24 protein-coding genes and 3 pseudogenes are annotated in these 24,245 nt (G+C 71.2%); 19 read left to right on the top strand and 8 right to left on the bottom strand.

All coding sequences use genetic code 11. The annotated features are described in order from the left end of the window. Positions 1-69: 69 nt before the first annotated feature. Positions 70-513 carry an SRPBCC family protein gene (locus AAC944_RS29230; RefSeq protein ID WP_030612915.1) on the bottom strand — a complete coding sequence of 148 codons (444 nt, stop codon included), beginning with the start codon at positions 511-513 and terminating at the stop codon, positions 70-72. Between the two features lie 156 nt (positions 514-669). Here AAC944_RS29230 and AAC944_RS29225 point away from each other — a divergent pair. Both AAC944_RS29225 and AAC944_RS29220 read left to right on the top strand, forming a co-directional pair. Next, positions 670-1,754, top strand: a pseudogene (locus AAC944_RS29225) (Rv2578c family radical SAM protein). 143 nt (positions 1,755-1,897) lie between these two features. Further along, entirely contained in the window at positions 1,898-2,731 is an 834-nt protein-coding gene (locus tag AAC944_RS29220) for a hypothetical protein (protein ID WP_030612921.1), read from the top strand. A 174-nt stretch (positions 2,732-2,905) separates the two neighbouring features. Here AAC944_RS29220 and AAC944_RS29215 read toward each other — a convergent pair whose 3' ends face one another. Beyond that, complete coding sequence (locus tag AAC944_RS29215; protein WP_030612931.1) at positions 2,906-3,775, bottom strand: LysR family transcriptional regulator; 870 nt, start codon at positions 3,773-3,775, stop codon at positions 2,906-2,908. Between the two features lie 71 nt (positions 3,776-3,846). On the opposite strand from AAC944_RS29215, the gene AAC944_RS29210 reads away from it, so the two are divergent. Genes AAC944_RS29210 through AAC944_RS29195 form a run of 4 tightly spaced genes read left to right on the top strand, consistent with a single transcriptional unit; the run spans position 3,847 to position 5,920 of the window. Continuing rightward, positions 3,847-4,263: an ester cyclase gene (locus tag AAC944_RS29210; RefSeq protein ID WP_030612933.1), complete on the top strand. Its 417-nt coding sequence runs from the start codon at positions 3,847-3,849 to the stop codon at positions 4,261-4,263. Beyond that, positions 4,253-5,011: an SDR family NAD(P)-dependent oxidoreductase gene (locus AAC944_RS29205; protein WP_030612934.1), complete on the top strand. Its 759-nt coding sequence runs from the start codon at positions 4,253-4,255 to the stop codon at positions 5,009-5,011. The genes AAC944_RS29210 and AAC944_RS29205 overlap by 11 nt, the downstream gene beginning before the upstream one ends. A gap of 1 nt (position 5,012) precedes the next feature. Continuing rightward, the gene (locus AAC944_RS29200; protein ID WP_368396494.1) at positions 5,013-5,177 is read left to right on the top strand and encodes a hypothetical protein; all 165 of its coding nucleotides are present in this window, start codon (positions 5,013-5,015) and stop codon (positions 5,175-5,177) included. Further along, positions 5,174-5,920, top strand: a complete 747-nt coding sequence (locus tag AAC944_RS29195) for an alpha/beta hydrolase family protein (protein ID WP_368396493.1) — start codon at positions 5,174-5,176, stop codon at positions 5,918-5,920. The genes AAC944_RS29200 and AAC944_RS29195 overlap by 4 nt, the downstream gene beginning before the upstream one ends. A gap of 160 nt (positions 5,921-6,080) precedes the next feature. Here the strand turns inward: AAC944_RS29195 and AAC944_RS29190 are convergent. Next, a pseudogene (locus AAC944_RS29190) lies at positions 6,081-6,404 on the bottom strand (transposase); the annotation flags it as partial. Positions 6,405-6,476: 72 nt separating this feature from the next. On the opposite strand from AAC944_RS29190, the gene AAC944_RS29185 reads away from it, so the two are divergent. Continuing rightward, positions 6,477-6,887 carry a MerR family transcriptional regulator gene (locus AAC944_RS29185; RefSeq protein WP_030612940.1) on the top strand — a complete coding sequence of 137 codons (411 nt, stop codon included), beginning with the start codon at positions 6,477-6,479 and terminating at the stop codon, positions 6,885-6,887. Here the strand turns inward: AAC944_RS29185 and AAC944_RS29180 are convergent. Beyond that, on the bottom strand, positions 6,841-7,602 hold the full coding sequence (locus AAC944_RS29180; RefSeq protein WP_030612943.1) for an SDR family NAD(P)-dependent oxidoreductase: 762 nt from the start codon (positions 7,600-7,602) through the stop codon (positions 6,841-6,843). The two genes, AAC944_RS29185 and AAC944_RS29180, sit on opposite strands and share 47 nt — an antisense overlap. A 104-nt stretch (positions 7,603-7,706) precedes the next feature. Between AAC944_RS29180 and AAC944_RS29175 the strand changes: the two genes are divergently transcribed. Further along, positions 7,707-8,234, top strand: coding sequence for a GNAT family N-acetyltransferase (locus AAC944_RS29175; protein WP_078888482.1), 528 nt, complete (start codon positions 7,707-7,709; stop codon positions 8,232-8,234). A 35-nt stretch (positions 8,235-8,269) separates the two neighbouring features. On the opposite strand, the gene AAC944_RS29170 is transcribed toward AAC944_RS29175, so the two are convergent. Further along, positions 8,270-8,893 (bottom strand): HEAT repeat domain-containing protein, encoded by a 624-nt coding sequence (locus AAC944_RS29170; RefSeq protein ID WP_030612946.1) that lies wholly within the window; start codon positions 8,891-8,893, stop codon positions 8,270-8,272. Positions 8,894-9,225: 332 nt separating this feature from the next. On the opposite strand from AAC944_RS29170, the gene AAC944_RS29165 reads away from it, so the two are divergent. From AAC944_RS29165 to pssA, 9 genes are all read left to right on the top strand, one after another. Beyond that, the gene (locus AAC944_RS29165) at positions 9,226-11,052 is read left to right on the top strand and encodes a 3-hydroxyacyl-CoA dehydrogenase family protein (RefSeq protein ID WP_078888483.1); all 1,827 of its coding nucleotides are present in this window, start codon (positions 9,226-9,228) and stop codon (positions 11,050-11,052) included. Positions 11,053-11,170: 118 nt separating this feature from the next. Next, a complete protein-coding gene (locus AAC944_RS29160; RefSeq protein WP_030612950.1) occupies positions 11,171-11,974 on the top strand; it encodes a TetR family transcriptional regulator in 804 nt (267 codons plus the stop codon). Positions 11,975-12,401: 427 nt separating this feature from the next. Beyond that, positions 12,402-13,739 (top strand): crotonyl-CoA carboxylase/reductase, encoded by a 1,338-nt coding sequence (ccrA, locus tag AAC944_RS29155; RefSeq protein ID WP_030612952.1) that lies wholly within the window; start codon positions 12,402-12,404, stop codon positions 13,737-13,739. Positions 13,740-13,762: 23 nt separating this feature from the next. Beyond that, complete coding sequence (locus AAC944_RS29150; RefSeq protein ID WP_030612954.1) at positions 13,763-15,775, top strand: protein meaA; 2,013 nt, start codon at positions 13,763-13,765, stop codon at positions 15,773-15,775. Then, complete coding sequence (locus AAC944_RS29145; protein WP_030612956.1) at positions 15,772-16,737, top strand: HpcH/HpaI aldolase/citrate lyase family protein; 966 nt, start codon at positions 15,772-15,774, stop codon at positions 16,735-16,737. Before AAC944_RS29150 ends, AAC944_RS29145 begins: the two co-directional genes overlap by 4 nt. A 3-nt stretch (positions 16,738-16,740) precedes the next feature. Continuing rightward, positions 16,741-17,262 carry a MaoC family dehydratase gene (locus tag AAC944_RS29140; protein ID WP_030612959.1) on the top strand — a complete coding sequence of 174 codons (522 nt, stop codon included), beginning with the start codon at positions 16,741-16,743 and terminating at the stop codon, positions 17,260-17,262. 2 nt (positions 17,263-17,264) lie between these two features. Then, positions 17,265-18,470 carry an acyl-CoA dehydrogenase family protein gene (locus AAC944_RS29135; RefSeq protein WP_030612961.1) on the top strand — a complete coding sequence of 402 codons (1,206 nt, stop codon included), beginning with the start codon at positions 17,265-17,267 and terminating at the stop codon, positions 18,468-18,470. 169 nt (positions 18,471-18,639) lie between these two features. Beyond that, on the top strand, positions 18,640-19,287 hold the full coding sequence (locus tag AAC944_RS29130; RefSeq protein WP_030612964.1) for a phosphatidylserine decarboxylase: 648 nt from the start codon (positions 18,640-18,642) through the stop codon (positions 19,285-19,287). Beyond that, on the top strand, positions 19,274-20,119 hold the full coding sequence (pssA, locus tag AAC944_RS29125; protein ID WP_030612967.1) for a CDP-diacylglycerol--serine O-phosphatidyltransferase: 846 nt from the start codon (positions 19,274-19,276) through the stop codon (positions 20,117-20,119). The genes AAC944_RS29130 and pssA overlap by 14 nt, the downstream gene beginning before the upstream one ends. A 235-nt stretch (positions 20,120-20,354) precedes the next feature. On the opposite strand, the gene AAC944_RS29120 is transcribed toward pssA, so the two are convergent. Then, positions 20,355-21,479: a glycerate kinase gene (locus AAC944_RS29120; RefSeq protein WP_030612970.1), complete on the bottom strand. Its 1,125-nt coding sequence runs from the start codon at positions 21,477-21,479 to the stop codon at positions 20,355-20,357. Positions 21,480-21,738: 259 nt separating this feature from the next. Between AAC944_RS29120 and AAC944_RS29115 the strand changes: the two are divergent. Next, positions 21,739-22,844: pseudogene (locus AAC944_RS29115) on the top strand (ADP-ribosylglycohydrolase family protein). A 12-nt stretch (positions 22,845-22,856) separates the two neighbouring features. Here AAC944_RS29115 and AAC944_RS29110 read toward each other — a convergent pair. Further along, a complete protein-coding gene (locus AAC944_RS29110) occupies positions 22,857-23,069 on the bottom strand; it encodes a hypothetical protein (RefSeq protein ID WP_030612976.1) in 213 nt (70 codons plus the stop codon). Between the two features lie 77 nt (positions 23,070-23,146). On the opposite strand from AAC944_RS29110, the gene AAC944_RS29105 reads away from it, so the two are divergent. Then, positions 23,147-23,644, top strand: coding sequence for an NUDIX domain-containing protein (locus tag AAC944_RS29105; RefSeq protein WP_030612979.1), 498 nt, complete (start codon positions 23,147-23,149; stop codon positions 23,642-23,644). 70 nt (positions 23,645-23,714) lie between these two features. Here AAC944_RS29105 and AAC944_RS29100 read toward each other — a convergent pair whose 3' ends face one another. Further along, complete coding sequence (locus tag AAC944_RS29100; protein WP_030612982.1) at positions 23,715-24,242, bottom strand: methylated-DNA--[protein]-cysteine S-methyltransferase; 528 nt, start codon at positions 24,240-24,242, stop codon at positions 23,715-23,717. Between the last annotated feature and the right edge of the window lie 3 nt (positions 24,243-24,245).

Raw genomic sequence — 24,245 nt, 5'->3', positions numbered from 1 at the left:
GATCCGGTGAGCGCTCGGAGCCCGGCCCCCGCTCCCCGGCGGGCGCCGTTCACCCCTGGGCGGGCGCCGTCACTTCTTCATGTGCGCCTCGAGGTTGGTGAGCAGCGCGTCGTAGATCCGGCCGAGGCCCTTGGGCGCGAAGGTCCGCTCGAAGAAGCCGCCGACGCCGCCCGCGCCCTGCCAGGTGGTGGTGACGACGACCCGGGCGCGCTGCTCGCCCGCCGGGGTGACGGTCCAGGTGGTGACCATCGAGGAGTTGCGGTCCTTCTCGACCAGCTGCCCGTCGGTCGGCTCGTCGACGTCGAGCAGGCAGTCCCGCACGCGCTTGCTGGTCGCCTGGAGCTTCCAGTGCACCAGGGTGCCCTTGCCGTCACCGCCCTCGCGGACCTCGTACTCGCTGAAGTGCTCGGGCAGCAGCTTCGGGCGGGTGCCGGAGTAGTCCGCGAGCGCGTCGAAGACGTCCTCCGGGTCCGCCGCGATCTCGCGCTGGGTGGTGGCTTCGACCTGGCCCATGTGTGCTGTCCTCCAGGGTGCTCGCTTGCTGGTGGTGCGGTGTGCGGCAAGCCAACCACTCCGGCGCTGCGCGCCCAAATCCGGGTTGACAGCACCGAAGGGAACGCCTGTTCTATTATCTTCGGCGGGGGGCCGCAGCACCCATGAGGAGGCGCGATGCGCTGGGAGAACTTGAGCGAAGGCTCGGCGGACCCGTCAGGTCCGCCGCGGACGCCCGCGCTCTTCGGTACGGACGTGGTCAGCCGGACCATCGACACCCCGGAGTTCCGCGGAGTGACGTTCCACGAGGTACGAGCCAGGTCGATCGTGAACCGGGTGCCGGGCGCCTCCCGTATGCCGTTCGAATGGACGGTGAACCCCTACCGGGGCTGTACGCACGCCTGCGTGTACTGCTTCGCCCGGCGCACCCACAGCTACCTCGACCTGGACACCGGGCTCGGCTTCGACAGCCAGATCGTGGTCAAGGTCAACGCGCCGGACCTGCTGAGACGCGAGCTGTCCGGAAGACGCTGGCGCGGCGAGCACATCGCCATGGGCACCAACGTCGACTGCTACCAGCGGGCCGAGGGCCGGTACCGCCTGATGCCCGGCATCATCGGCGCCCTCCGCGACCACGCGAACCCGTTCTCCATCCTCACCAAGGGCACGCTGATCCTCCGCGACCTGGACCTGCTGCGCGAGGCGGCCGAGGTCACCGACGTCGGCATCTCGATGTCGGTCGGCTTCCTGGACCGCGAGCTGTGGCGCACGGTGGAGCCCGGCACACCGTCCCCGGAGCGCCGCCTGGACACCGTCCGCACCCTCACCGCGCACGGCATCGGCTGCGGCGTCCTGATGGCCCCCGTCATCCCCTTCCTGGGCGACCACCCCGACCAGCTGCGCGCCACCGTGCGCGCCGTCGCGGCGGCCGGCGCGTCCTCCGTGACGCCGCTGGTGCTGCACCTCAGGCCGGGCGCCCGCGAATGGTTCATGGCCTGGCTGGCGCGGCACCACCCCCTCTGGTGCGGCGGTACGAGCGCCTGTACGCGGACGGCGCGTACGCCCCGAAGTGGTACCAGCGGCGGATCACCCGCCAGGTGCACGAACTGGCCGCCGAGTACGGCATCGGCCCCGCACGCGCCGCGGCGCACCGCCGCATCACGCCTCGCCCGGCCCACCGGGTACCGGCACAGGCCGGGCCGGCGGACGCGGCCGGCCCCACGGGCGCGGCGTCCGGAGCCACCCAGCTGACGCTGCTCTGACCACACTTCCGGCGCCCACGGGACGGTGATCGTCTAGGGTGACGAGTCGCCCACCGGTGGCGGGCGGCGTACGGGGAGACACGCCACGGCACCCGGGCCGACGGGAGCCGGGGGCGCCGCGGAGCACAACAGGGGGATGGCACATGAGTGTCCGGCAGCGCATCAGTACGGCCCGTTCCGGGATACCCGGCCCCTTCGCCGCTGCCGCCGCGCTGACCACCCCGACCCGCCCCGACCGGATCGAGGACCCGCTGATCGCACGGGTCCGGGTGGCCCGTACGGCGCTGGGGCTGGCGGCGACGGCGTGGCTGCTGTTCACGTATCCGCTGCGCGAGGGGCGCGCCGACTACCTGTTCGACCAGGCACTGAACCTGCTCTTCGGGTGCGGTGTCCTGTTGGTGAGCGGCACGGTGGGAGTTACCGTGTTCTGTCTGGCCGCCCGGCAGCCGCTGGGCCGCATGTACGCCCGCCGGGTAGGCGGCCCGCTCCGTGCGCTGGCCGCGCTGCCTCTGGGGGCAGGGCTGGTCTGGCTGATGTCCGCCGTCCTGCGGGGCGAGGTCGTCTCGACCTCGATGATCGGTGCGCACGATGTCTTCGGGGGCTTCTTCGGCACCACGGTCGGCACGCTGCTCACCGGACTGTTCATGGCCGCGCTGTTCCTCCTGGGCGGCCTCGTGTGCGTGGTGGTACTGGTCTCGGCCGCCTGCTTCACGCTCGTGGCCGCCGTCCGGGGCCTCAACTCGTGCTTCCGCACCGCGGACGTCCACGAGCTGCTGCCCCCGGTGCTCTCCCCGCTCCTGGTCTGGTCGCTGTTCGTCGTGCAGCTCGTCGACGGCCCCGACGTGGTCGCTCCGCCCGAGGTCTTCCTCCCCTTCCTCCTCGGCGGCCCGCTGTCCGTCACCGCCCTGGCCTTCTGGGAGGTGCGCAGGCTGCGCACCCTGTACGGCGTGACGCTGCGGTCGACGTGGGGGCGCTAGTGGCTCGTCTCACATTGTTGACCGGACAATCGACGTGCCTGCCGTCGGTCAGCAGACCGGCTTCAGGACCTGATCTTGGAGGTGGTCGTGGGACGTCGAGCGAGCGCGTTCGTCCGGCCGGCGAGTATGGAGGAAGGCCGCAAGCTGCAGCGGATCAACAAGCCTCTGAGGTGATCAACCGCTTAAGGCAGTCACGGCCGACATGCGGAACGCGGCCACCAGTCGGCTGCTGTCCGCGGCCCGGGTTGCCACGACGATGTGGCTCGGTTCGACGCCGTGCAGCGGGATGGCGGTGAGGTCGGGTCGGTTGCCGCCGGTGTGCAGGGCGGCCGGGATGATGGCCACGGCCTGCCCGGCGGCTATGTATTCGAGCTTGTCCTCGATGGTCTCGACCGAGGGTCCGTCGGGTGCGGGGCGGCCTCCCGGCCGCGGGTCGATGCGCCAGTACGCGTCCCATTCCGGATCCGGGAAGCGGGGGATCGGCTCGCCCTCGATGTCGTCGAGCGTGACCGACTCCTTGCCCGCCAGCCGGTGTCCGACCGGTACGAGCAGCATCTTCGGCTCGTTGTAGAGAACCGTCACGTCCAGGCCGTCGCTCTGCAGCGGCAGCCGGGTGATCGCCGCGTCGACCCGCCGGTCGAGCAGGGCCTCGCGCGGCTCGTTCCACTTCAGGTGCAGCGTGCGTACATCGGCGTCGGGGTGTTGATGCCGCAGGTTCCGCACCACCGGGGTGACGATCAGGCCCGCGGTGTAGCCGACGGTGATCCGGGTGGGCCGCGCGGCGGCCCGGGCGGCGGCCGTGGCCTGCTGGGCCGAGCGCACCAAGGCGCGTGCGTGGGGGAGGAAGGCCTCACCCGCTTCGGTGAGCCGCGTGCCTTGTCGCGTCCGGTCGAAAAGCCGCGCACCCACCTGGGCCTCGAGCCGGCTGATCTGCCGGCTCAGCGACGGCTGCGCGATGTGCAGTTCGGCCGCGGCTCGGCCGTAGTGCAGATGTGACGCGACGGTGGTGAAGTAGCGCACCAGCCGAAGGTCGAGATCCGTCATGTCTGAATGGTATGACGTGTTCCGGAACAGGTCTTTGATGACCGGGAGTCCGCGTCCCTACCGTGAGATCCATGGCAAACGACAACGAAATCGCGGTCCGGCGCTTCTACGAGGCACTCTCCACCGGTGACAGCGCGCTGGTCGACGAGGCCCTCGCCGCCGGCTGGGAGGCCGTCCCGCCCCTGCGCACCGGGGGCGGCCCAGAGGGATGGAAAGCGAGCATTGCTCACCTTCGTGGTGTGTTCAGTGACCTGACCGTCGAGATCGAGCACGTCGTCGTGGACCGGGACATGGTCGCAGTGCGGGCGGTCAGCCGCGGGAAGCACACCGGCGAGCTGCTCGGCGTCGAGGGCACCGGCCGCGAGGTCGAGTTCCGGGCGGCCGACTTCCACCAGGTGGCCGACGGCCGCATCGTGCGCACCTGGCACCTGGAGGACTACTTCTCGATCGCCACCCAGATCGGACTGGAGTTCACCCGTGGCGCTTGACGGAAAGACGGCGGTGGTGACGGGGGCGGTCCGGGGCATCGGATACGCCTACTGCCGGCGGCTCGCCGCGGACGGCGCGCACGTGGTCGCCGTCGACGTCGACGACCCGGTGGACGCCGTGAGCGAGCTGCCGGGCGGCGGCGACAAGCTGGGACTGGTGTGCGACATCAGTGAGCCGTCGCAGGTCGACGCCGTGACCCGCACGGTCCTCGACCGGTACGGGCGCTGCGACATCCTCGTCAACAATGCCGGCGTCTTCCCCTTCACCGATCTCGAGCACATGTCGATCGAGCTGTGGCGCAAGGTGCAGGCGGTCAACGTCGAGTCGATCCTGCTCTTCGCCCGGGCGTTCGCGCCGGGGATGCGGGCCGCAGGGTGGGGGCGCATCGTCAATACCGGCTCAGGCATCACCCTGACCCAGAACCGCGACCTCGCGTACCTGACCAGCAAGGGCACCGTGCACGTGCTGACCCGGGCGCTCGCCAACGAACTCGGCGAGAGCGGCATCACGGTCAACGCGATAGCACCCGGTCTGGTGGCGACCCAGGGCTTCCTGGGCCGGGCCCGGCCGGGCGGCCCGACAACCGACGAGGTGTTCGCCCGTGTGACGGCCCTGCAGACCATCAAGCGCCAGTCGGACGCGGCGGACCTCGGTAACGCCCTGGGCTTCCTGGTCTCCGACGACGCCGACTTCATCACCGGCCAGATCCTGCACGTCGACGGCGGCATGACACGTACGGGAGCCTGACATGCTCGAAGCCATCGCCGACCGTTTCAGCACCTCGCCACGCTCGCCCGTGCTGCACTACCCCGCCGAGCACGGGCTGGACTTCGAGGACGTCACGTTCCCCTCCGAGGACGGAATTCCACTCGAAGGCTGGTTCGTGCCGCCCCCGGCTCCGACCGGATCGTGATCGTCAACCATCCACGGTTCTTCAGCCGTTCGGGGCTGCCGTCCCATCTGGAGCCCTGGCGGTCGGTCAACGGCGAGACCGGCAATGACATCGAGGTCGACTTGGTGCCGGACATCGCGCTCCTGCACGCCGCCGGCTACCACGTCCTCGCCTACGACCTGCGCAACTTCGGCCTCAGCGGCGCCGCCAACGGTGGCGTGACCACCAGCGGCAGATTCGAGTCGCGCGACGTCGTCGGGTCCCTGCGGTATGCGCGGTCGCGTCCTGACCTGCGCGGGTCGCGGATCGCGCTGTTCAGCCGCTGCCTGGGCGCCGATGCCACGCTGTTCGCGATGCAGCGGGCCCCGCAGGAGTTCACGGACGTCTGCTGCCTGGTCGCGTGCCAGCCGCTGTCGCCGCGCGCGGTTCTGGAGCGAACGCTCGAGCGGCGCTGCATCCCGGCCGAGCGGATGGAGGAGCTGGACCGGCTGATCAGACTCCGCACCGGCTTCGGCCTCGACGAGATGTCCCCGGTCGAGACCGGCGCGGCCGGCAGTGTCCGGGTGCCGACGCTCGTCTACCAGGTCCACGACGACCTCATGACGCGGCCGGCCGATGTCCAGTCCATGTTCGACGCCATCCCCTCGGACGTGCCGAAGGAGTTGTTCTGGATCCACGGCACCACGCGCCGCTGGGACGGATACCTGCACTTCCAGAAAGACCCGGACCGCATTCTGGAGTGGCTTGCCGGCCACATGGGCTAGTGGTTTGTCCTGCGGACTTGGCCGGGTATTCGGTCCGCTGCCGGATCGGTGACTCGGGCGCGAAGCGGACCTTCGGCTCGGCGCGGCCGTTCCGGCAGCGTATGAAGGCGGCGATGGCGGCGTTCTGCTCGTCGTGGGTGCGGTGGCCGGTGCCGTTCAACGCGAAGTAGCGCAGGGCCGCAAAGGCCGACTCGATCCAGTTCAACCACGAGCCGTAGGTCGGTAAGAAGACCAGTTCGATGTCGTTATCAGCCGCCCAGGTGCGGACCTCGGCGTGCCGGTGCGGGGAGAAGTTGTCCAGCACGATGTACAGCTTCTCCCCGGCCCAGCGCTTGCGCAGTGCCTTGAGCAGGCCGAGGAATGCGCGCCACCGCTTGCGCTGGCGGATCCGGTAGTAGATCTTGCCGGTGGCCAGGTCGAGGGCGGCGAGCATGTGCATCACCCCGTCGTAGCGGTTGTAGGTCGCCCGCAGCCGACGGGACACCCGTCGATCACCCGGTCAATGATGCGAGGCGAGTCACTAGCCGCGGAGCGGCCCGCCTCGTACGCTGCTCCGGTGCGGATCGGGGAACTGGCCGCGGCCACGGGGACGACCCCGCGGGCGCTGCGCCACTACGAACAAGAGGGGCTGATCGGCTCCGTACGCGAGGCCAACGGCTACCGCGACTACGACGAGCGGGCGGTCGCGCGCGTCCGGAACATCCGGCACCTGCTCGACGCCGGGCTCACGCTGGCCGACGTGCGCTGCTTCGCGGGCTGCCTGGACGGCGACATGACGACCGCGCCGCCGTCCCCCGAGGGCCTGCGGATCGCCCGGGAGCGGCTGGCCGCGATCGACGCGCGGCTCGCCGCCCAGACCGAGGCCCGCGACCGGCTGGCCCGCGCGCTGGCCGCGGCACAGGCCCCGCCCGGGCAACCGCTCACGCCACCATCGCTCCCCCGTCCACCGGCAGGATCGCGCCCGTGACGAACGCGGCCTCCGGGGCGGCCAGCCGCAGCACGGCGGCCGCCACCTCCTCCGGACGGCCCAGCCGTCCCAGCGGGGTGTGTGCGAGCTGCCAGGCGCGCACGGCCGCCAGCCGGTCCGCCGAGAGCCCCTGGTGTTCGCCGATCGGCGTCTCGACGGCGCCCGGCGCGACGCCCACCACCCGTACGCCACGCGGCGCCAGCTCCACCGCCCAGCTGCGGGTCAGCGTGTCCAGACCGGCCTTGCTCGCGGCGTAGACGGCGTTGCCGGGCCAGGCCCGCTGCCCCACCGCCGTCGAGATGTTGACCACCACGCCCCCGGCGCGTTCCAGGTGCGGCAGCGCCGCCTGGGTCAGCAGCACGGGTGCCACCAGGTTGGTCGCCAGCTGCGGCCCGATCGATTCCGCCGTGAAGGACCCCAGCGCCCCGCTCCGCACGATCCCCGCGTTGTTGACCAGGACGTCCAGCCGTCCGTACGTCCCGGCCACGTGGTCCGCGATCCGGTCCGCCGCCCCGTCGGCGGTGATGTCGGCCGCGTACGGCGTGATCCCGGGGCTGCCCGCCGCGGCCTCCGCCAGCGGCTCCGGCCGCCGCCCGACGGCCACCACGCGCGCCCCCGCCGCCGCGAAGGCCCGTGCGGTGGCCCGCCCGATGCCGGTCCCGGCTCCGGTGACCACCACGACCCGCCCGTCGCATTCCTGTTGCTGTTCGCTCATGCCGGCGAGTCTGGAACCCTGCCACCTACGTCAAGGTCAACCCACGGGCGGCCCGGCCCGGAAACGTCCACGACACCGGGCCACCGCGCACCTAGCCTGCCCCCATGGGTGAGCTGCGGATACGACGGATGACCGAGGACGACATCGGCGCGGTCTGCGCGATCAGGATCCGCGGCTGGCAGTGGGCCTACGCCGGGCTGGTACCGCAGGCCTACCTCGACGGGCTGGACGTCGCCGAAGAGACCGAGCGGCGCCGGGAGTTCTTCACCGAGGCGCCCGCCGAGGTGGTCGACCTCGTGGCGGAGCGCGCCGGTTCGGTCGCGGGATGGGCCGCCTTCGGGCCGTACCGCGACGCGGCGACCGGCCGGCGGGACGACGCGCAGGCCGAGCTGTACGCCCTGTACGTCCGGCCCGAGCAGGTGGGCACGGGCATCGGCCGCGCACTGATGGACGCGTCGCTCGGCCTCACCCGGGCGCACGGCTACTCCGGGATGCGCCTGTGGGTGCTCCGGGACAACAGCCGCGCGCGGCGCTTCTACGAGCGTGCGGGCTTCGCCCCGGACGGCGCTGCGGAGGCCGAGGAAGTCGCGGGCGCCCTCGTACCGGAGGTCCGGTACGCGCGGCCCCTGTAGTCCGGCTCGGGCCCGCCCCGAGGCACGGCAGGTGCTCAGCCCTTCCCGTTGCCCCTGCTGCGCCTGACGTCCAGCCGTGCCAGCGAGGCCGCCGCCGCTGCCGCCAGGCGCGGGTGGTCCAGGGCCGAGGTCAGGGCCGGGACGGCGCGCCGGTCGCCGAGCGCGCCCAGGCCCTCCACGCAGGCCAGGGCGACGCGCCAGTACGGGGTGTGCGGGGTCAGGAGGCGTTCGAGGGTGGAGATCAGCGCCGGGACGGACTCGGGGGCACGGAGGTCGGCCAGCAGGCGTACGGGGTGCAGGGCGTAGGCGGTGCGGAGGGGGTTGGTGGCGAGGGCCGCGGCGGCGCGCGCCGTGCGGGGGTCGCCGAGCCGGGCCAGCGCGTGCGCGGCCGTGGCGCAGCGGACCGGGTCGCGGTAGTTCAGCAGCAGGACGAGCGTCTCGAAGGCGCGGCGGTCGCCGGCGCAGCCGAGCGAGAAGGCGGCGATCTCGCGGATCCACAGGGGCCGCTCGACGGCGGTGAGCATTCTGGCCAGCTCTTCTCTGCCCGCCGGGGTGTTCTTGCGGGCGAGGCCCAGCAGGCGTTCGTAGGTGACGAGATCGGCCGGTGACCGCAGCTCGCCCCGTACCCGGTCGGTCAACTCGTGGAATTGGTCTTCCATTTGCGATGCTCCTCCCCCGCTGCCTCGGCGTGGCCCGCGCCACAGATTAATTCCCCCTTTTCCCCCTGGCGCTTGCCATTACCCGCGAGTTAATCTGCCGGTACGAGCAGCACCCCTGCTCCGGCGGCCTGGTGACGCAGCCGCCATGAGTGAAGTCGGTTCGGCACCGCACAGCACGACACACAGCAGAGTGACCGGCAGCGACCCCGGGACAGGGTCCGCCGCACAGCTCCCTCCGTACGCGCCCTTCGTCCGCGTCGGCCGCGTGTGCGCCTCACCCTCAGTCGTCACTTCTCCCCTGCCCGCAGGGGAACACCCTCTGGAGTCTCGTGATGGGCTTCTCGTCCACCCCTGATTCGCCCCTGTCCCCCGCCACCGCCGCATCCGGTATCGCGACCGTCGCCGTCGTCGGCCTGGGCACGATGGGCACCGGCATCGCCGAGGTGCTCGCCCGCGCCGGCCGTGAGGTCATCGGCATCGACATCGACGACGCCGCGGTCCGCCGCGCCGTCACCGCACTGGAATCGTCCACCGCCCGCGCCGTGCGCCGCGAGCGGATCACCGAGCGCGAGCGGGCCGGCGTGCTGGCCCGGTTCCGCACCTTCTCCGACCTGCAGGCCGCCGCCGAGGCGGACCTGGTGATCGAGGTGGTGCCGGAGGACTACGAGCTCAAGCGGCAGATCATCACCGCGCTGGACGGCATCGTCCGCCCGGACGCCGTGCTGGCCACCGGCACCAACTCGCTCTCGGTGACCCGGCTGGCCGCCGACTCGCAGCGTCCCGAGCGCGTGCTCGGCCTGCACTTCTTCAACCCGGCGCCCGCCATGCGGCTGGTCGAGGTGGCCTCCTCGGTGCTCACCGCGCCCACCGCCGTCGCCGCCGTCACCGAGCTCGCCCGCGAGCTGGGCAAGGACCCGATCGCGGTGGGCGACCGGCCCGGCTTCGTCGCCGACGGCCTGCTCTTCGGGTACCTGAACCAGGCCGCCGCGATGTACGAGGCGAAGTACGCGACCCGTGAGGACATCGACGCGGCCATGAAGCTGGGCTGCGGCCTGCCCATGGGCCCGCTCGCGCTGCTGGACCTGATCGGTATCGACACCGCCCGTACGGTGCTCGAGGCGATGTACGCGGCCTCGCACGACCGGCTGCACGCTCCCGCGCCCATCCTCGGCCAGCTCGCCGAGGCGGGGCTGACCGGCCGCAAGGCGGGCCGCGGCTTCTACACGTACGAGACGCCCGGCTCCGCGACGGTCGTGCCGGACGCCGAGAGCCCCACGGACCGGCACGAGCAGGCAGCCTCGCGCACGGTGCGCAGCGTCGGCGTGGCCGGGTCCGGGACGATGGCGAGCGGCATCGCGGAGGTCTTCGCCAAGTCCGGTTTCCAGGTCGTGCTGGCGGCCCGCAGCCAGGAGAAGGCGGAGGCGGCCAAGGCCCGCGTCGAGAAGTCGCTGAACCGGTCGGTGGCCAAGGGCCGGCTGACCGAGGAGGCCCGGGACACGGCGCTGGCGGCGATCACCCCGGCGGACACCCTGGACGCCTTCGCCGACGTGGACCTGGCCGTCGAGGCGGTGGCCGAGGACCTGGAGATCAAGCAGCAGCTGTTCGGGACGCTGGACAAGGTCTGCAAGCCGGGCGCGGTGCTGGCCACCACGACCTCCTCACTGCCGGTCGTGGCGTGCGCGCGGGCCACCTCGCGGCCCCAGGACGTCATCGGGGTGCACTTCTTCAACCCGGCACCCGCCATGAAGCTGGTGGAGGTCGTGCGGACGGTGCTGACCGCCGACGACGTGCACGCGACGGTGCGCGCCGTGTGCGCCAAGGTCCGCAAGCACCCCGTGGACTGCGGCGACCGGGCGGGCTTCATCGTGAACGCGCTGCTCTTCCCGTACCTGAACAACGCGGTGAAGATGGTCCAGGAGCACTACGCCTCGCTGGACGACATCGACGCCGCGATGAAGCTGGGCGGCGGCTACCCGATGGGCCCGTTCGAACTGCTCGACGTGGTGGGCCTGGACGTCTCGCTGGCCATCGAGAAGGTGCTGCACCAGGAGTTCCGCGACCCGGGCCTGGCCCCGGCGCCGCTCCTGGAGCACCTCGTCGCCGCGGGCTGCCTCGGCCGCAAGACCGGCCGCGGCTTCCGTGAGTACGCCAAGCGCTGACGCCGGGGGTGGCTGGGGCGGGCTGCTCGACCCTCTGGGCGGCTCGCCCGCGGCCTTCCGGCCGCCCGTTCCCCGGGCGAATGCCGCAGGCCGCGGGAATATGAAGTACCGTCCCCACATGTCCCAGCCCGCTCGTACGCAGCCTTCCGACGGAAACGACACCACCCCCGGCTCCCGCCGCGCGGCCGCCCAGCGGCTCAAGATGCGCCGCGAATTGGCCGCGGCGGCGATGGAACTGTTCGCCACGAAGGGCTACGAAGCGACGACAGTCGACGAGATCGCCGCGGCGGCGGGCGTCGCCCGGCGGACGTTCTTCCGCCACTTCCGCTCCAAGGAAGAGGCGATCTTCCCCGACCACGACGACACCCTCGTACGGGCAGAGGCGGTGCTGGACGCGGCACCCGCGCACGAGAACCCGCTGGACACGGTGTGCCGCGGCATCAAGGAAGTCATGCGCATGTACGCGGCCTCGCCGGCCGTGTCGGTGGCCCGCTACCGCCTGACCCGTGAGGTGCCCACGCTGCGCGAGGCGGAGATCGCCTCGGTGGCCCGCTACGAGCGCCTCTTCACCCGGTACCTCCTGGGCCACTTCGACGAGGGCGCGCACCGCGAGGGCAACGACGACCCGCTGCTGGCCGAGGTCGCCGCATCCGCGGTGGTCACCGCGCACAACCACGTACTGCGGCGCTGGCTGCGGGCGGGCGCGCAGGGGGACGTGGAGGCGCAGCTCGACCACGCCTTCGCGATCGTCCGCGAGACGTTCGGCACGGGCATCGGGGCCGGCCGTACGCCCGCGAGCCCGCCACCCGCCGCGACGGCGGCCCGGGAGGGCGAGGTACTGGTGACGGTGGCCCGTACGGACGCCCCGCTCAGCGAGGTCATGCGCACGATCCAGAAGGCGCTGCGCGAGCACAACAGCTGAGCAGCGGACCGCGGAAGCGCCGTCACGCCCTGGGCGTGGCGGCGCTTCGTCATGCGACCCGCGAGTAACAAACATCACCCCCTCCCGCCTCACAGCACCGGATCGTCCGCTTTGCGGTGGTTCTTGTTGCTCATGCGTGCCGCCCAGGTGTCATCTGAGGGAAATTGTTGGCACGCAGTGCCTTGTCGACTGGCACGCGGTGTCATACGTTGATGTTGTCCGGGCGGCCGGTACACCCGATCTTCGGCGTACCGGTTGTCCCCGCGTACCACTGGTCCGCGCGCCCGGATGCCTGCGTCACAGGCAACCTCCCGCGCACACCCGCGCCTGCCGAGCACCACCTCAGCCGAACCGACGGCACCGCCTTCGCACCACCCCCGACGTTCCCTCAAGCCGTTCCCTCAACAGGCTTCGCCGGAGGCACACCGTGAACCACATTCTTGACGCGATCACCGCGCCCGACAGCACCCGCGAGGACTTCGCGAACCTGTCCCTCCCCGAGTCGTACCGCGCGGTCACCGTGCACAAGGACGAGGCCGACATGTTCGCCGGCCTCCCCAGCAAGGAGAAGGACCCGCGCAAGTCGCTGCACGTCGAGGACGTGCCGGTGCCGGAGCTCGGCCCGGGCGAGGCCCTGGTGGCCGTGATGGCCTCCTCGGTCAACTACAACTCCGTCTGGACCTCGATCTTCGAGCCGCTGTCGACCTTCGCCTTCCTGGAGCGCTACGGCAAGCTCTCGCCGCTCGCCAAGCGCCACGACCTGCCGTACCACGTCATCGGCTCCGACCTGGCCGGCGTCGTGCTCCGCACCGGCCCCGGCGTGAACTCCTGGCACCCCGGCGACGAGGTCGTCGCGCACTGCCTCTCGGTCGAGCTGGAGTCCTCCGACGGCCACAACGACACGATGCTCGACCCCGAGCAGCGGATCTGGGGCTTCGAGACCAACTTCGGCGGCCTCGCCGAGATCGCGCTCGTGAAGTCCAACCAGCTGATGCCCAAGCCCGACCACCTGAGCTGGGAGGAGGCGGCGGCCCCGGGGCTGGTCAACTCCACCGCCTACCGCCAGCTGGTCTCCCGCAACGGCGCCGGCATGAAGCAGGGCGACAACGTCCTGATCTGGGGCGCGTCCGGCGGCCTCGGCTCGTACGCGACCCAGTTCGCGCTGGCCGGCGGCGCCAACCCGGTCTGCGTCGTCTCCAGCGAGGACAAGGCGGAGATCTGCCGGAAGATGGGCGCCGAGGCGATCATCGACCGCAAGGCCGAGGGCTACAAGTTCTGGAAGGACGAGCAGACCCAGGACCCGCGCGAGTGGAAGCGCTTCGGCAAGCGCATCCGCGAGCTCACCGGCGGCGAGGACATCGACATCGTCTTCGAGCACCCAGGGCGTGAGACCTTCGGCGCCTCCGTGTACGTCACCCGCAAGGGCGGCACCATCACCACCTGCGCCTCGACCTCCGGCTACATGCACGAGTACGACAACCGGTACCTGTGGATGTCGCTCAAGCGCATCATCGGCTCGCACTTCGCCAACTACCGCGAGGCGTGGGAGGCCAACCGCCTGATCGCCAAGGGCAAGATCCACCCGACGCTGTCGAAGACGTACTCCCTGGAGGAGACCGGCCAGGCCGCGTACGACGTGCACCGCAACCTCCACCAGGGCAAGGTCGGCGTCCTCGCGCTGGCCCCGGAGGAGGGCATGGGCGTCCGCGACCACGAGAAGCGCGCGAAGCACCTCGACGCCATCAACCGCTTCCGGAACGTCTGAACCGTCTAAGAGGGCGAAGACACATGACTGAGCGTCAGAAGGATCGTCCGTGGCTGATGCGGACGTACGCCGGGCACTCCACCGCCGAGGCGTCCAACGAGCTGTACCGGCGTAACCTCGCCAAGGGCCAGACCGGCCTGTCGGTCGCGTTCGACCTCCCGACGCAGACCGGTTACGACCCCGACCACGTGCTCGCCCGCGGCGAGGTCGGGCGGGTCGGGGTCCCGGTCTCCCACCTCGGCGACATGCGCCGGCTGTTCCAGGACATCCCCCTGGAGCAGATGAACACCTCGATGACCATCAACGCCACCGCGATGTGGCTGCTGGCGCTGTACGAGGTGGTCGCCGAGGAGCAGGGCGCGGACATCTCCAAGCTGTCCGGGACCACGCAGAACGACATCGTGAAGGAGTACCTGTCGCGGGGCACGCACGTGTTCCCTCCCGGGCCTTCGCTGCGGCTGACCACCGACATGATCACGTACACGGTGGCGCACATCCCGAAGTGGAACCCGATCAACATCTGCAGCTACCACCTGCAGGAGGCCGGGGCCACGCCGGTGCAGGAGATCGCGTACGCGATGTCCACCGCCGTCGCGGTGCTGGACGCCGTACGGGACTCCGGGCAGGTGCCGGCGGAGAAGTTCGGCGACGTCGTCGCGCGGATCTCCTTCTTCGTGAACGCGGGCGTCCGCTTCGTCGAGGAGATGTGCAAGATGCGCGCCTTCGGCCGCATCTGGGACAGGATCACCCGCGAGCGGTACGGCGTCGAGAACCCCAAGCAGCGCCGCTTCCGCTACGGCGTCCAGGTCAACTCCCTCGGCCTCACCGAGGCGCAGCCGGAGAACAACGTCCAGCGGATCGTGCTGGAGATGCTGGCCGTGACGCTCTCCAAGGACGCGCGGGCACGTGCCGTACAGCTCCCGGCCTGGAACGAGGCGCTGGGCCTGCCCCGCCCCTGGGACCAGCAGTGGTCGCTCCGCATCCAGCAGGTCCTCGCGCACGAGTCGGACCTGCTGGAGTACGAGGACATCTTCACCGGGTCGCACGTGATCGAGGCGAAGGTGGACGCGCTGGTCGAGGAGGCGCTGGCCGAGATCGACCGGATCCAGGAGATGGGCGGCGCGATGGCCGCCGTGGAGTCCGGCTACCTCAAGTCCCAGCTGGTCGCCTCGCACGCGGAGCGGCGCGGCCGGATCGAGTCCGGCGAGGAGAAGATCGTCGGCGTCAACTGCTACGAGTCCACCGAACCCAACCCGCTCACCGCAGACCTGGACACCGCCATCATGACGGTGGACCCGGCCAACGAGGCGCGGGTGGTGCGGGCGCTGCACGAGTGGCGGGACGCCCGCGACGAGGCCCGCGCCCAGGAGGCCCTGTCGGCGCTGAAGAAGGCGGCGGCCGGGGACACCAACCTCTTCGCGGCCACCCTGGAGTGCGCCAGGGCCGGTGTGACGACCGGGGAGTGGGCCTGGGCCCTCCGGGACGTCTTCGGCGAGTTCCGGGCCCCCACGGGCGTCTCCAGCGCCCCGCTGGCCGTCCCCGCCGAGGAGGGCAGCCCGCTCGCGGCGGTCCGCGAGAAGGTCGCCCGTACCGCCGAGGAGCTGGGCAGCGGCAAGCTGCGCCTGCTGGTCGGCAAGCCAGGGCTGGACGGGCACAGCAACGGTGCCGAGCAGATCGCCGTACGGGCCCGCGACGCCGGCTTCGAAGTGGTCTACCAGGGCATCCGGCTGACCCCCGAGCAGATCGTCTCGGCGGCCGTCGCCGAGGACGTGCACTGCGTCGGCCTGTCCATCCTCTCCGGCTCGCACGCCGAGCTGGTGCCGGACGTACTGGCCCGGCTGCGCCGCACCGGCGTCGACGACATCCCCGTCATCGTCGGCGGCATCATCCCCTCGGCCGACGCGGCAGCGCTGCGCGAGGCCGGTGTCGCCGCCGTCTTCACCCCGAAGGACTTCGGTATCACGGAGATCATCGGCCGTATCGTCGACGAGATCCGTACCGCGAACAAGCTCGACCCCCTGGAGGTCCCCGCATGACCAGCCCCGTGAACCGTCTGCGTCCGCGCCGCTCCTGCCTCGCGGTCCCGGGCAGCAACCCGCGCTTCCTGGAGAAGGCCCAGGGCCTCGCCGCCGACCAGGTCTTCCTGGACCTGGAGGACGCCTGCGCGCCGCTCGCCAAGCCGGACGCCCGGCACAACATCGTGAAGGCGCTGAACGAGGGCGACTGGACCGGCAAGACGCGCGTGGTGCGGGTCAACGACTGGACCACCCACTGGACGTACCGGGACGTCATCACGGTCGTCGAGGGCGCGGGCCCGAACCTGGACTGCATCATGCTGCCGAAGGTGCAGGACGCCCAGCAGGTCGTGGCGCTGGACCTGCTCCTCACCCAGATCGAGAAGACGATGGGCTTCGAGGTCGGCCGGATCGGCATCGAGGCGCAGATCGAGAACGCCCGGGGCCTGAACAACGTCAACGAGATCGCGGAGGCGTCGCCCCGCATCGAGACGATCATCTTCGGCCCGGCCGACTTCATGGCGTCCATCAACATGAAGTCGCTGGTCGTCGGCGAGCAGCCGCCCGGCTACTCGGCGGACGCCTACCACTACATCCTGATGAAGATCCTGATGGCGGCGCGCGCCAACGACCTCCAGGCGATCGACGGCCCCTACCTGCAGATCAAGAACGTGGACGGCTTCCGCGAGGTCGCCGGGCGCGCCGCGGCGCTGGGCTTCGACGGCAAGTGGGTGCTGCACCCGGGCCAGGTCGAGGCGGCCAACGAGGTCTTCTCGCCCTCCCAGGAGGACTACGACCACGCCGAGCTGATCCTCGACGCGTACGAGTACTACACGTCCGAGGCGGGCGGCAAGAAGGGCTCCGCGATGCTCGGCGACGAGATGATCGACGAGGCCAGCCGCAAGATGGCGCTGGTCGTGGCCGGCAAGGGCCGGGCCGCGGGCATGCGGCGCACCAGCAAGTTCGAGGCCCCGGAGGCGTAAGACATGCAGTTCGGCCGCACCTACGAAGAGTTCACCGTCGGCGACGTGTACAAGCACTGGCCGGGCAAGACGGTCACCGAGTACGACGACCATCTGTTCTGCCTGCTGACGATGAACCACCACCCGCTCCACATGGACGCGAACTACGCGGAGTCCACGACCGACTTCGGAAAGAACGTGGTGGTCGGCAACTACATCTACTCCCTCCTGCTCGGCATGTCCGTGCCGGACGTCTCCGGGAAGGCCATCGCCAACCTGGAGATCGAGTCGCTGAAGCACGTGGCGCCGACCTTCCACGGCGACACGATCTACGGCGAGACGACCGTCCTGGACAAGACGCCGTCGAAGTCGAAGAACGACCGCGGCATCGTGCACGTCGAGACCAGGGGCTACAAGCAGGACGGCACGCTCGTCTGCGTCTTCCGCCGCAAGGTGATGGTGCCGACGGCCACGTACATCAAGGAGCGCGGCGGCGAGCAGCCCGGCCGCCCGGAGCTGAAGACCCCCGCGGCGAAGGAGAAGTAGCCATGGCGCGCCTGGCACAGACCGAGGGCCTGACGGACATCCAGCGGGAAATCCTCTCCACCGTCCGCGATTTCGTGGACAAGGAGATCCTTCCGGTCGCCACCGAGCTGGAGCACAAGGACGAGTACCCGGCGCAGATCGTCGAGGGCCTCAAGGAACTGGGCGTCTTCGGGCTGATGATCCCCGAGGAGTACGGCGGCCTCGGCGAGTCGCTGCTGACGTACGCCCTGACGGTCGAGGAGATCGCCCGCGGCTGGATGTCGGTGTCCGGCATCATCAACACCCACTTCATCGTGGCGTACATGCTCAAGCAGCACGGCACGCAGGAGCAGAAGGACCACTTCCTGCCGAGGATGGCGGCCGGTGAGATACGGGGCGCCTTCTCGATGTCGGAGCCGGCGCTCGGCTCGGACGTCTCGGCGATCTCCTCCAAGGGCGTACGGGACGGCGCGGAGTACGTCCTGAACGGCCAGAAGATGTGGCTCACCAACGGCGGTTCGTCGACGCTGGTGGCAGTGCTCTGCCGGACGGACGAGGGGCATCCGGAAGGCACGCCGCCGCACAAGTCGATGACGACGTTCCTCGTGGAGAAGGAGCCCGGATTCGGCGAGGTGCGCCCCGGACTGACCATCCCGGGCAAGATCGAGAAGATGGGCTACAAGGGCGTCGACACGACCGAGCTCATCATGCAGGACCTCCGGATCCCCGCGAACCGGGTGCTCGGCGGCGAGACCGGACGTGGTTTCTATCACATGATGGACGGCGTCGAGGTCGGCCGGGTGAACGTCGCGGCGCGTGGCTGCGGCGTCGCACAGCGTGCGTTCGAACTGGGTGTGGAGTACGCACAGCAGCGCCACACCTTCGGCAAGCCGATCGCACAGCATCAGGCCATCCAGTTCAAATTGGCCGAAATGGCGACAAAGGTTGAGGCGGCCCATGCCATGATGGTCAACGCCGCCCGCAAGAAGGACTCGGGTCAGCGGAACGACCTGGAAGCAGGGATGGCGAAGTACCTCGCCTCCGAGTACTGCAAGGAGGTGGTGGAGGACGCCTTCCGCATCCACGGCGGATACGGCTTCTCCAAGGAATATGAAATCGAACGCCTGTACCGCGAGGCGCCCATGCTGCTCATCGGTGAAGGTACCGCTGAGATCCAGAAAATGATCATTGGGCGCCGGCTACTGGAGGAGTACCGAATCCAGGGCTAAATGTCCGTTTCGGGGTGTTTTCTTCGAGAAGAAGATCACACCCCGTCACGGCACTTCGGCCACGGATTGGCGTTGGCTCTTGGCCAGTTGCCGCTCGCAACCGATAGCATCCCCGGAAAGCCGCGCGTCCCCCATTCCTACGCGGCATCCTCCGCTACGAAGGTCATCCATGCCCCACAGCCAATCCTCTGCTCACCGCGGTCGCGTCCGCCTCGCGCGCGGAGCGTCGCCGTGGCTCCTGCCGACCGTCGCGACGGCAGCGGTCAGCCTGGCCCGCTCCCGGCGCTCGGGACGCTGGGCCGCCGTCGCCGTGCCCACCACCGCCCTGGCGGCGGGCATGCTGTGGTTCTTCCGCGACCCCGAGCGCGACATCGCGCAGGGCCGCGTCATCTCGCCGGCCGACGGCGTGGTGCAGAGCATCATGCCGTGGAAGGACGGACGCACCCGCGTCGCGATCTTCATGAGCCCGCTGAACGTCCACGTGAACCGCGCCCCGCTGGCCGGCACGGTCACGTCCGTCGAGCACATCCCCGGCGGCTTCGTTCCCGCGTTCAACAAGGAGAGCGAGAACAACGAGCGGGTCGTCTGGCACTTCGACACCGAGCTCGGTGACGTGGAGATGGTGCAGATCGCCGGTGCGGTGGCCCGCCGCATCGTTCCTTACGTCCCGCAGGGCACCAAGGTCGAGCAGGGCGAGCGCATCGGTCTGATCCGCTTCGGCTCGCGCGTGGACGTGTACCTGCCCGAGGGCGTCGAGGCCGCGGTCGAGGTCGGCCAGGCCACCACAGCGGGGGTGACTCGTCTTGACCGTGATTGATCCCGATACCCAGGCGGGCTGGGTGGCCGAGGAAGAGGAGGACGACGACATGCCGCTGTCCACGCGGCTGTCGATAGCGGACACGCTCACCCTCGGCAACGCGATCTGCGGCTTCATGGCCGTCTACTTCACGACCACCGGCGTCCTCATCCCGCACCTCACGGGCATGGACGACGGCGGCATGGCGCGGCACAGCGCCGCCATGGCCGTGATCCTGATGCTGCTGGCCTCGGTCTTCGACCTGTTCGACGGCCTGGTCGCACGCAAGCTGCGGGCCTCGGCGATGGGGGCCGAGCTCGACAACCTCTCCGACCTGATCAGCTTCGGCCTGGCACCCGCGTACTTCGTCGTGACCTGGGGCATGGTCGCCCAGGACGCGAACCAGCGGGTGTCGGTGGTCGCGGCGGTGGTGGTGCTGCTGGCGGTGATCCTCCGCCTGGCGCGCTTCTCGTGCGTACCGGTACCGAACGGCATGTTCCAGGGCATGCCGGGCCCCTTCGGGGCGCTCACCGTCGTCGCGATCGTGCTGCTGGAGCTGCCCTTCCTGCCCACGCTGCTCGCCATCATCGGCGTCGCGTGGCTGATGGTCAGCCGGGTGGAGTACCCGAAGCCGCGCGGGCGGCTCGCGGTGGCGGTGCTCTCCTGGATCGTGCTGAGCATGGGATTGCTCGCGGCGTGGGCGCTCGACGCGCCGGGCGGCCAGCTGCTGCTGCAGACGGGCTGCGCGCTCCAGATCGTGACGGGCGCGATGATCCCGCTCTTCGCGACGGCCCGCCGGGTGAACACGTTCCGGGACAACCGCCGCGAGGCGAGGGCAGCGCAGCTGCCGTAAGTTCCGGCGGCGGGTGACCGACGTACGGAGGCCCGGTACGAACCCAAGGTTCGTACCGGGCCTCCGGCGTTGTGGGGGCCGCCGCCGCGAACGGCGCCCAGGGGGCGCGGGGAACTGCGCGAGCGACCACTGCGGCGCCGCAGTGGGCCCACGACGGGACCGGCCCCGCGAGGCCGGTGGCCCCTGCGGGAGCGTGTGGGCCGGGCGCGCAGTTCCCCCCGCGCCCCTGACGGGGCTAGGCCAGGAAGTCCCGGGCGAGGGACTCCGCCGCCTGCTCAAGGAGCGGGCCCGCGAGGGCCATGCAGCGCGCAGGGTCCGGCTCCAGCGCCGTCAGCGGGTACGCGCGTTCGATCCCGGCCTGGAGGAGCGCCGACGGCGGCAGGAGCAGCCGTCCGCAGACCGCGACGACGGTCAGCCCACGGGCCCGCGCCGCGGCAGCGACCCCCGCCGGCGCCTTACCGTGCAGCGTCTGCTCGTCCAGCGAGCCCTCGCCGGTGATGACGAACGTGGCCCGCTCCAGGGCCGGGCCGAAGCCGAGCACGTCGAGCATGACGTCGATGCCGGGCCGGAACTGGGCGCCCAGCCCGACGAGCGCGCCGTAGCCGATGCCGCCCGCGGCCCCCGCGCCGGGCGCCACCGCGTACTCGGCGGCCTTCGGGCCCACCGCCGCTTCCAGTACCTTCGCGTAGTGGGCCAGCGCCGCGTCCAGCGTGGCGACGTCCGCCTCGCTCGCGCCCTTCTGCGGCCCGTAGACAGCGGGTGCGCCCTTCGGTCCGGTCAGCGGGTTGTCCACGTCGCTGGCCAGCACGATCTCCGTGGCGGCCAGTCGCGGGTCCAGGCCGCTGAGGTCCGCGGTCGCGAGGCCGGCGAGCGGTCCGCCGCCCGGCGCGACGGGCTCGCCCGCACGGTCCAGGAAGCGCGCGCCGAGCGCGGCGAGCATGCCGGCGCCACCGTCGTTCGTGGCGCTGCCGCCCACGCCGAACACGATGTTCCGGGCACCCGCGTCCAGCGCGGCGAGCAGCAGCTCTCCCGTGCCGTACGTGGTGGCCGTGAGCGGTGCGAAGACACCCTCCGGGAGGTGCTGGAGGCCGGACGCCTCGGCCATCTCCACCACGGCCGTACCGTCGGCGCTCAGCGCGAACGTGGCCGTGACGGGCGTACCGGTGGGCCCGGTGACCCGCGCCTCGTGCCGGGCGAAGCCGGCGGCCAGCGCCGCCGCGACCGTGCCGTCGCCGCCGTCGGCGACCGGGACGGCCGCCACGGACAGCTCCGGTACGGCACGCCGCAGGCCGGCCGTGACGTGCTCGGCGACCTGGACGGCCGTCAGCGAGCCCTTGAACTTGTCCGCGGCGATCAGCACGTGTGCTGCCGGTGCCCCTGTCGTTGCTGCGTCCACGTCCGCCACCCTGACTCCCCTTGCCGTCGAACTGCAGTCGCGCCGCTGTGACCCTATCCGGCGGCGGACGGGGAGAACAGAGACACCGCTCCAGTTTTCCGCGAAGCGGATATTTTTTTCCGCTTCCGTACGGTCGTACGGTACCCCGGCTCCGCGCACGGCGTCCCGGGTCGGCGTGTTCGCGTCCGCACGCACCCCGGCGGTCTTCGGTACACCTGAAGGCATGAAGCCGTCGCACAGCAGTGCCGCCCCGACCGCTCCGCGGCCCGGCCTGGCCGACCGGATCCACGGCGGCTGGCTCGGCCGGATCGCCGGGAACATGCTCGGCAAGCCCGTCGAACGCGGTGACCTCTGGACCCGCGAGCGCATCGACCGCTACCTGCGCCGCGCCGGCGCGCTGCCGCTCGCCGACTACCTCCCCCGCCGCCGAGCGCCGGGGACGCCGCGGAGCTGCGCCCGGAGTGGCGGGAGTGCGTACGCGGCGGGGTCGACGGCAGCTGCCGCGACGACGACGTCGACTACTCCGTGCTCGTCCTGGACCTGCTGGAGACCCACGGCACGGACTTCACCACCGAACAGGTCGGCACTCTCTGGCTGCGCCGGCTGCCGTACCTGCAGACCTTCACCGCCGAGCGCGCCACGTACCGCAACCTCGCCGCCGGCATCCATCCCCCGCTCGCCGCCACCACCGACAACCCGTACCAGGAGTGGATCGGCGCGCTGATCCGGGCGGACGTCTACGGCTGGGTGTCACCCGGGCAGCCCCGCCGGGCGGCCGCGCTGGCCCGCCGGGACGCGGTCCTCTCGCACACCGGAAACGGCGTGTACGGCGCGATGTGGGCGGCGGCGCTGATCGCGGCGGCGTTCGAGGCGAGCGGTCCGCGCGAGGCCGTGGAGGCGGCGCTGGCCCGCATCCCCGCGAGCAGCCGGCTGGCCCGTACGGTGCGGCACACCGCGGCACTGTACGAAGCAGGCGCCGGGTGGTCCGACACGCTCGACGAGATGGAGCGCGAACTCGGCCACCTGCACTGGATCCACGTCGTCCGCAACGCCGCCGTCCTCACCGCCGGGCTGCTCTACGGCGAGGGCGACTTCACCTCGACGATCGGGCTGACCGTACGCGGCGGCCTGGACACCGACTCCAACGGCGCGACGGCCGGTTCGGTCGCGGGCGTGCTGTGCGGTGCGGCGGCCATCCCGCCGCAGTGGACGGAACCGCTGCACGACCGCCTGCGTACGGCCGTGTTCGGCTTCGACGGCGTACGGATCAGCGAACTGGCCGCACGGACGTACCGGCTGGCGGTCGCCGGCGGGGCGCCGCCGGAGTGACCGGTCCTGCCCTCAACTCGCCGGTTCTGTCCAGTGGTAGGTCTGGTGTGCGGTGCGTCCGTCCGACGTGGTGCTGATGTGCTCCAGCACGTCTTCCAGCAGGTCCACGTCGCCGGTGCGGACCAACGGCCCGGTGCTCGGGCCGTGGACGACGTGGGGGGCGGCGCCGCCCGTCACGGCGAACGCCGCCGCCAGGCCGAACGCCGCGTACGCCGGGCGTCTCATCGTGGTGCTCCGTCCGTCGTTACGGGTGGGACCCATGGTGCCAACAGCGCACGCGGTGCGGGCGTTAGGCTCGCGGGGTGACCTTGGATTACGCCGCATACATCGCAAGCCTGCCGCGGGTTCTCGCGGGCGCGGGCACCGTCTTCCGTGACGGCGCCGGGCGCGTCCTGCTCGTCGAGCCCAACTACAAGGACCACTGGATCCTGCCCGGCGGGACGGTGGAGTCCGACCAGGGCGAGTCACCGCGCCAGGCGGCCCGCCGGGAGACCGCCGAGGAGATCGGCCTGGACATCGAGCCGGGCCCGCTGCTGGCAGTTGACTGGGTACGCGGAGAGCAGCGCCCGCCGCTGGTGTCGTACCTCTTCGACGGCGGGGTGCTGGACGAGGACCAGCTCGCCGCGATCCGCCTCCAGGAGGAGGAGCTGCTGTCCTGGCGCCTGGTCGAACAGGCGGAGCTGGCCGACTACGTGGACGCGCGGATGGCGCTGCGGCTCGGCGCGGCGCTGCGGGCCCTGGCCGACGGCCGCGGACCGGCCGAACTGGAGGACGGCGTACCGCCGCAGCGCCCGGCGTAGCCCGCGGGCCGCGGCGGCCGTCGTGTCACACGGCCGCCGCGTCACACGGTCCCGGTCACCCGCTCGCGCGTCACACGGCCGTCGCCCGCTCGAAGTCCAGCAGGTGGCGCTTGCGTTGCAGGCCGCCGCCGTAGCCGGTCAGGCTGCCGCTCGCGCCGACGACGCGGTGGCAGGGCACGATGATCCCGACCGGGTTCTTGCCGTTGGCCAGCCCCACGGCACGGGCCGCCGACGGCTTGCCGAGCCGGCCGGCGAGCTCCCCGTACGAGACCGTCGCGCCGTACGGGATCTCGCACAGCGCCGCCCACACGCGCCGCTGGAAGGGCGTGCCGTCGAGGTGGAGCGGCAGGTCGAAGGCGGTCAGCTCGCCCGCGAAGTAGGCCTGGAGCTGCTTGATCGCGGTGGCGAAGGGCTCGGCACCGGGCTCCTCGGGATGCCCGAAGCTCTCCTGCGGCGGCCGGTGCCGCTGGTCGGTCATGTAGAGGCCGGTGAGCGCGCCGTCCTGGGCGACCAGGGTGAGCGGCCCGACCGGCGTACCGGTCATGACGGTGTGCGTACGCACGGGGACGGTGCCGGCGGACAGGGCGTGGACAGACATGGC

Source organism: Streptomyces sclerotialus (assembly GCF_040907265.1).
Classification (GTDB): Bacteria; Actinomycetota; Actinomycetes; order Streptomycetales; family Streptomycetaceae; genus Streptomyces; species Streptomyces sclerotialus.
Note: the sequence above shows the minus strand (reverse complement) of the source record. Positions and strands in the feature narration are given on the sequence as shown.

Bases quoted from the DNA above. Each gene is read 5' to 3' on its own strand.
- AAC944_RS29160 (WP_030612950.1), top strand. From the start codon at position 11,171: ATGTCCCAGCCCGCTCGTACGCAGCCTTCCGACGGAAACGACACCACC.
- AAC944_RS29210 (WP_030612933.1), top strand. From the start codon at position 3,847: ATGGCAAACGACAACGAAATCGCGGTCCGGCGCTTCTACGAGGCACTC.
- AAC944_RS29170 (WP_030612946.1), bottom strand. From the start codon at position 8,893: ATGGAAGACCAATTCCACGAGTTGACCGACCGGGTACGGGGCGAGCTG.
- AAC944_RS29165 (WP_078888483.1), top strand. From the start codon at position 9,226: ATGGGCTTCTCGTCCACCCCTGATTCGCCCCTGTCCCCCGCCACCGCC.
- AAC944_RS29150 (WP_030612954.1), top strand. From the start codon at position 13,763: ATGACTGAGCGTCAGAAGGATCGTCCGTGGCTGATGCGGACGTACGCC.
- AAC944_RS29220 (WP_030612921.1), top strand. From the start codon at position 1,898: ATGAGTGTCCGGCAGCGCATCAGTACGGCCCGTTCCGGGATACCCGGC.
- AAC944_RS29140 (WP_030612959.1), top strand. From the start codon at position 16,741: ATGCAGTTCGGCCGCACCTACGAAGAGTTCACCGTCGGCGACGTGTAC.
- AAC944_RS29215 (WP_030612931.1), bottom strand. From the start codon at position 3,775: ATGACGGATCTCGACCTTCGGCTGGTGCGCTACTTCACCACCGTCGCG.
- AAC944_RS29110 (WP_030612976.1), bottom strand. From the start codon at position 23,069: ATGAGACGCCCGGCGTACGCGGCGTTCGGCCTGGCGGCGGCGTTCGCC.
- AAC944_RS29180 (WP_030612943.1), bottom strand. From the start codon at position 7,602: ATGAGCGAACAGCAACAGGAATGCGACGGGCGGGTCGTGGTGGTCACC.
- AAC944_RS29145 (WP_030612956.1), top strand. From the start codon at position 15,772: ATGACCAGCCCCGTGAACCGTCTGCGTCCGCGCCGCTCCTGCCTCGCG.
- AAC944_RS29135 (WP_030612961.1), top strand. From the start codon at position 17,265: ATGGCGCGCCTGGCACAGACCGAGGGCCTGACGGACATCCAGCGGGAA.
- AAC944_RS29230 (WP_030612915.1), bottom strand. From the start codon at position 513: ATGGGCCAGGTCGAAGCCACCACCCAGCGCGAGATCGCGGCGGACCCG.
- AAC944_RS29130 (WP_030612964.1), top strand. From the start codon at position 18,640: ATGCCCCACAGCCAATCCTCTGCTCACCGCGGTCGCGTCCGCCTCGCG.
- AAC944_RS29175 (WP_078888482.1), top strand. From the start codon at position 7,707: ATGGGTGAGCTGCGGATACGACGGATGACCGAGGACGACATCGGCGCG.
- AAC944_RS29100 (WP_030612982.1), bottom strand. From the start codon at position 24,242: ATGTCTGTCCACGCCCTGTCCGCCGGCACCGTCCCCGTGCGTACGCAC.
- AAC944_RS29200 (WP_368396494.1), top strand. From the start codon at position 5,013: ATGCTCGAAGCCATCGCCGACCGTTTCAGCACCTCGCCACGCTCGCCC.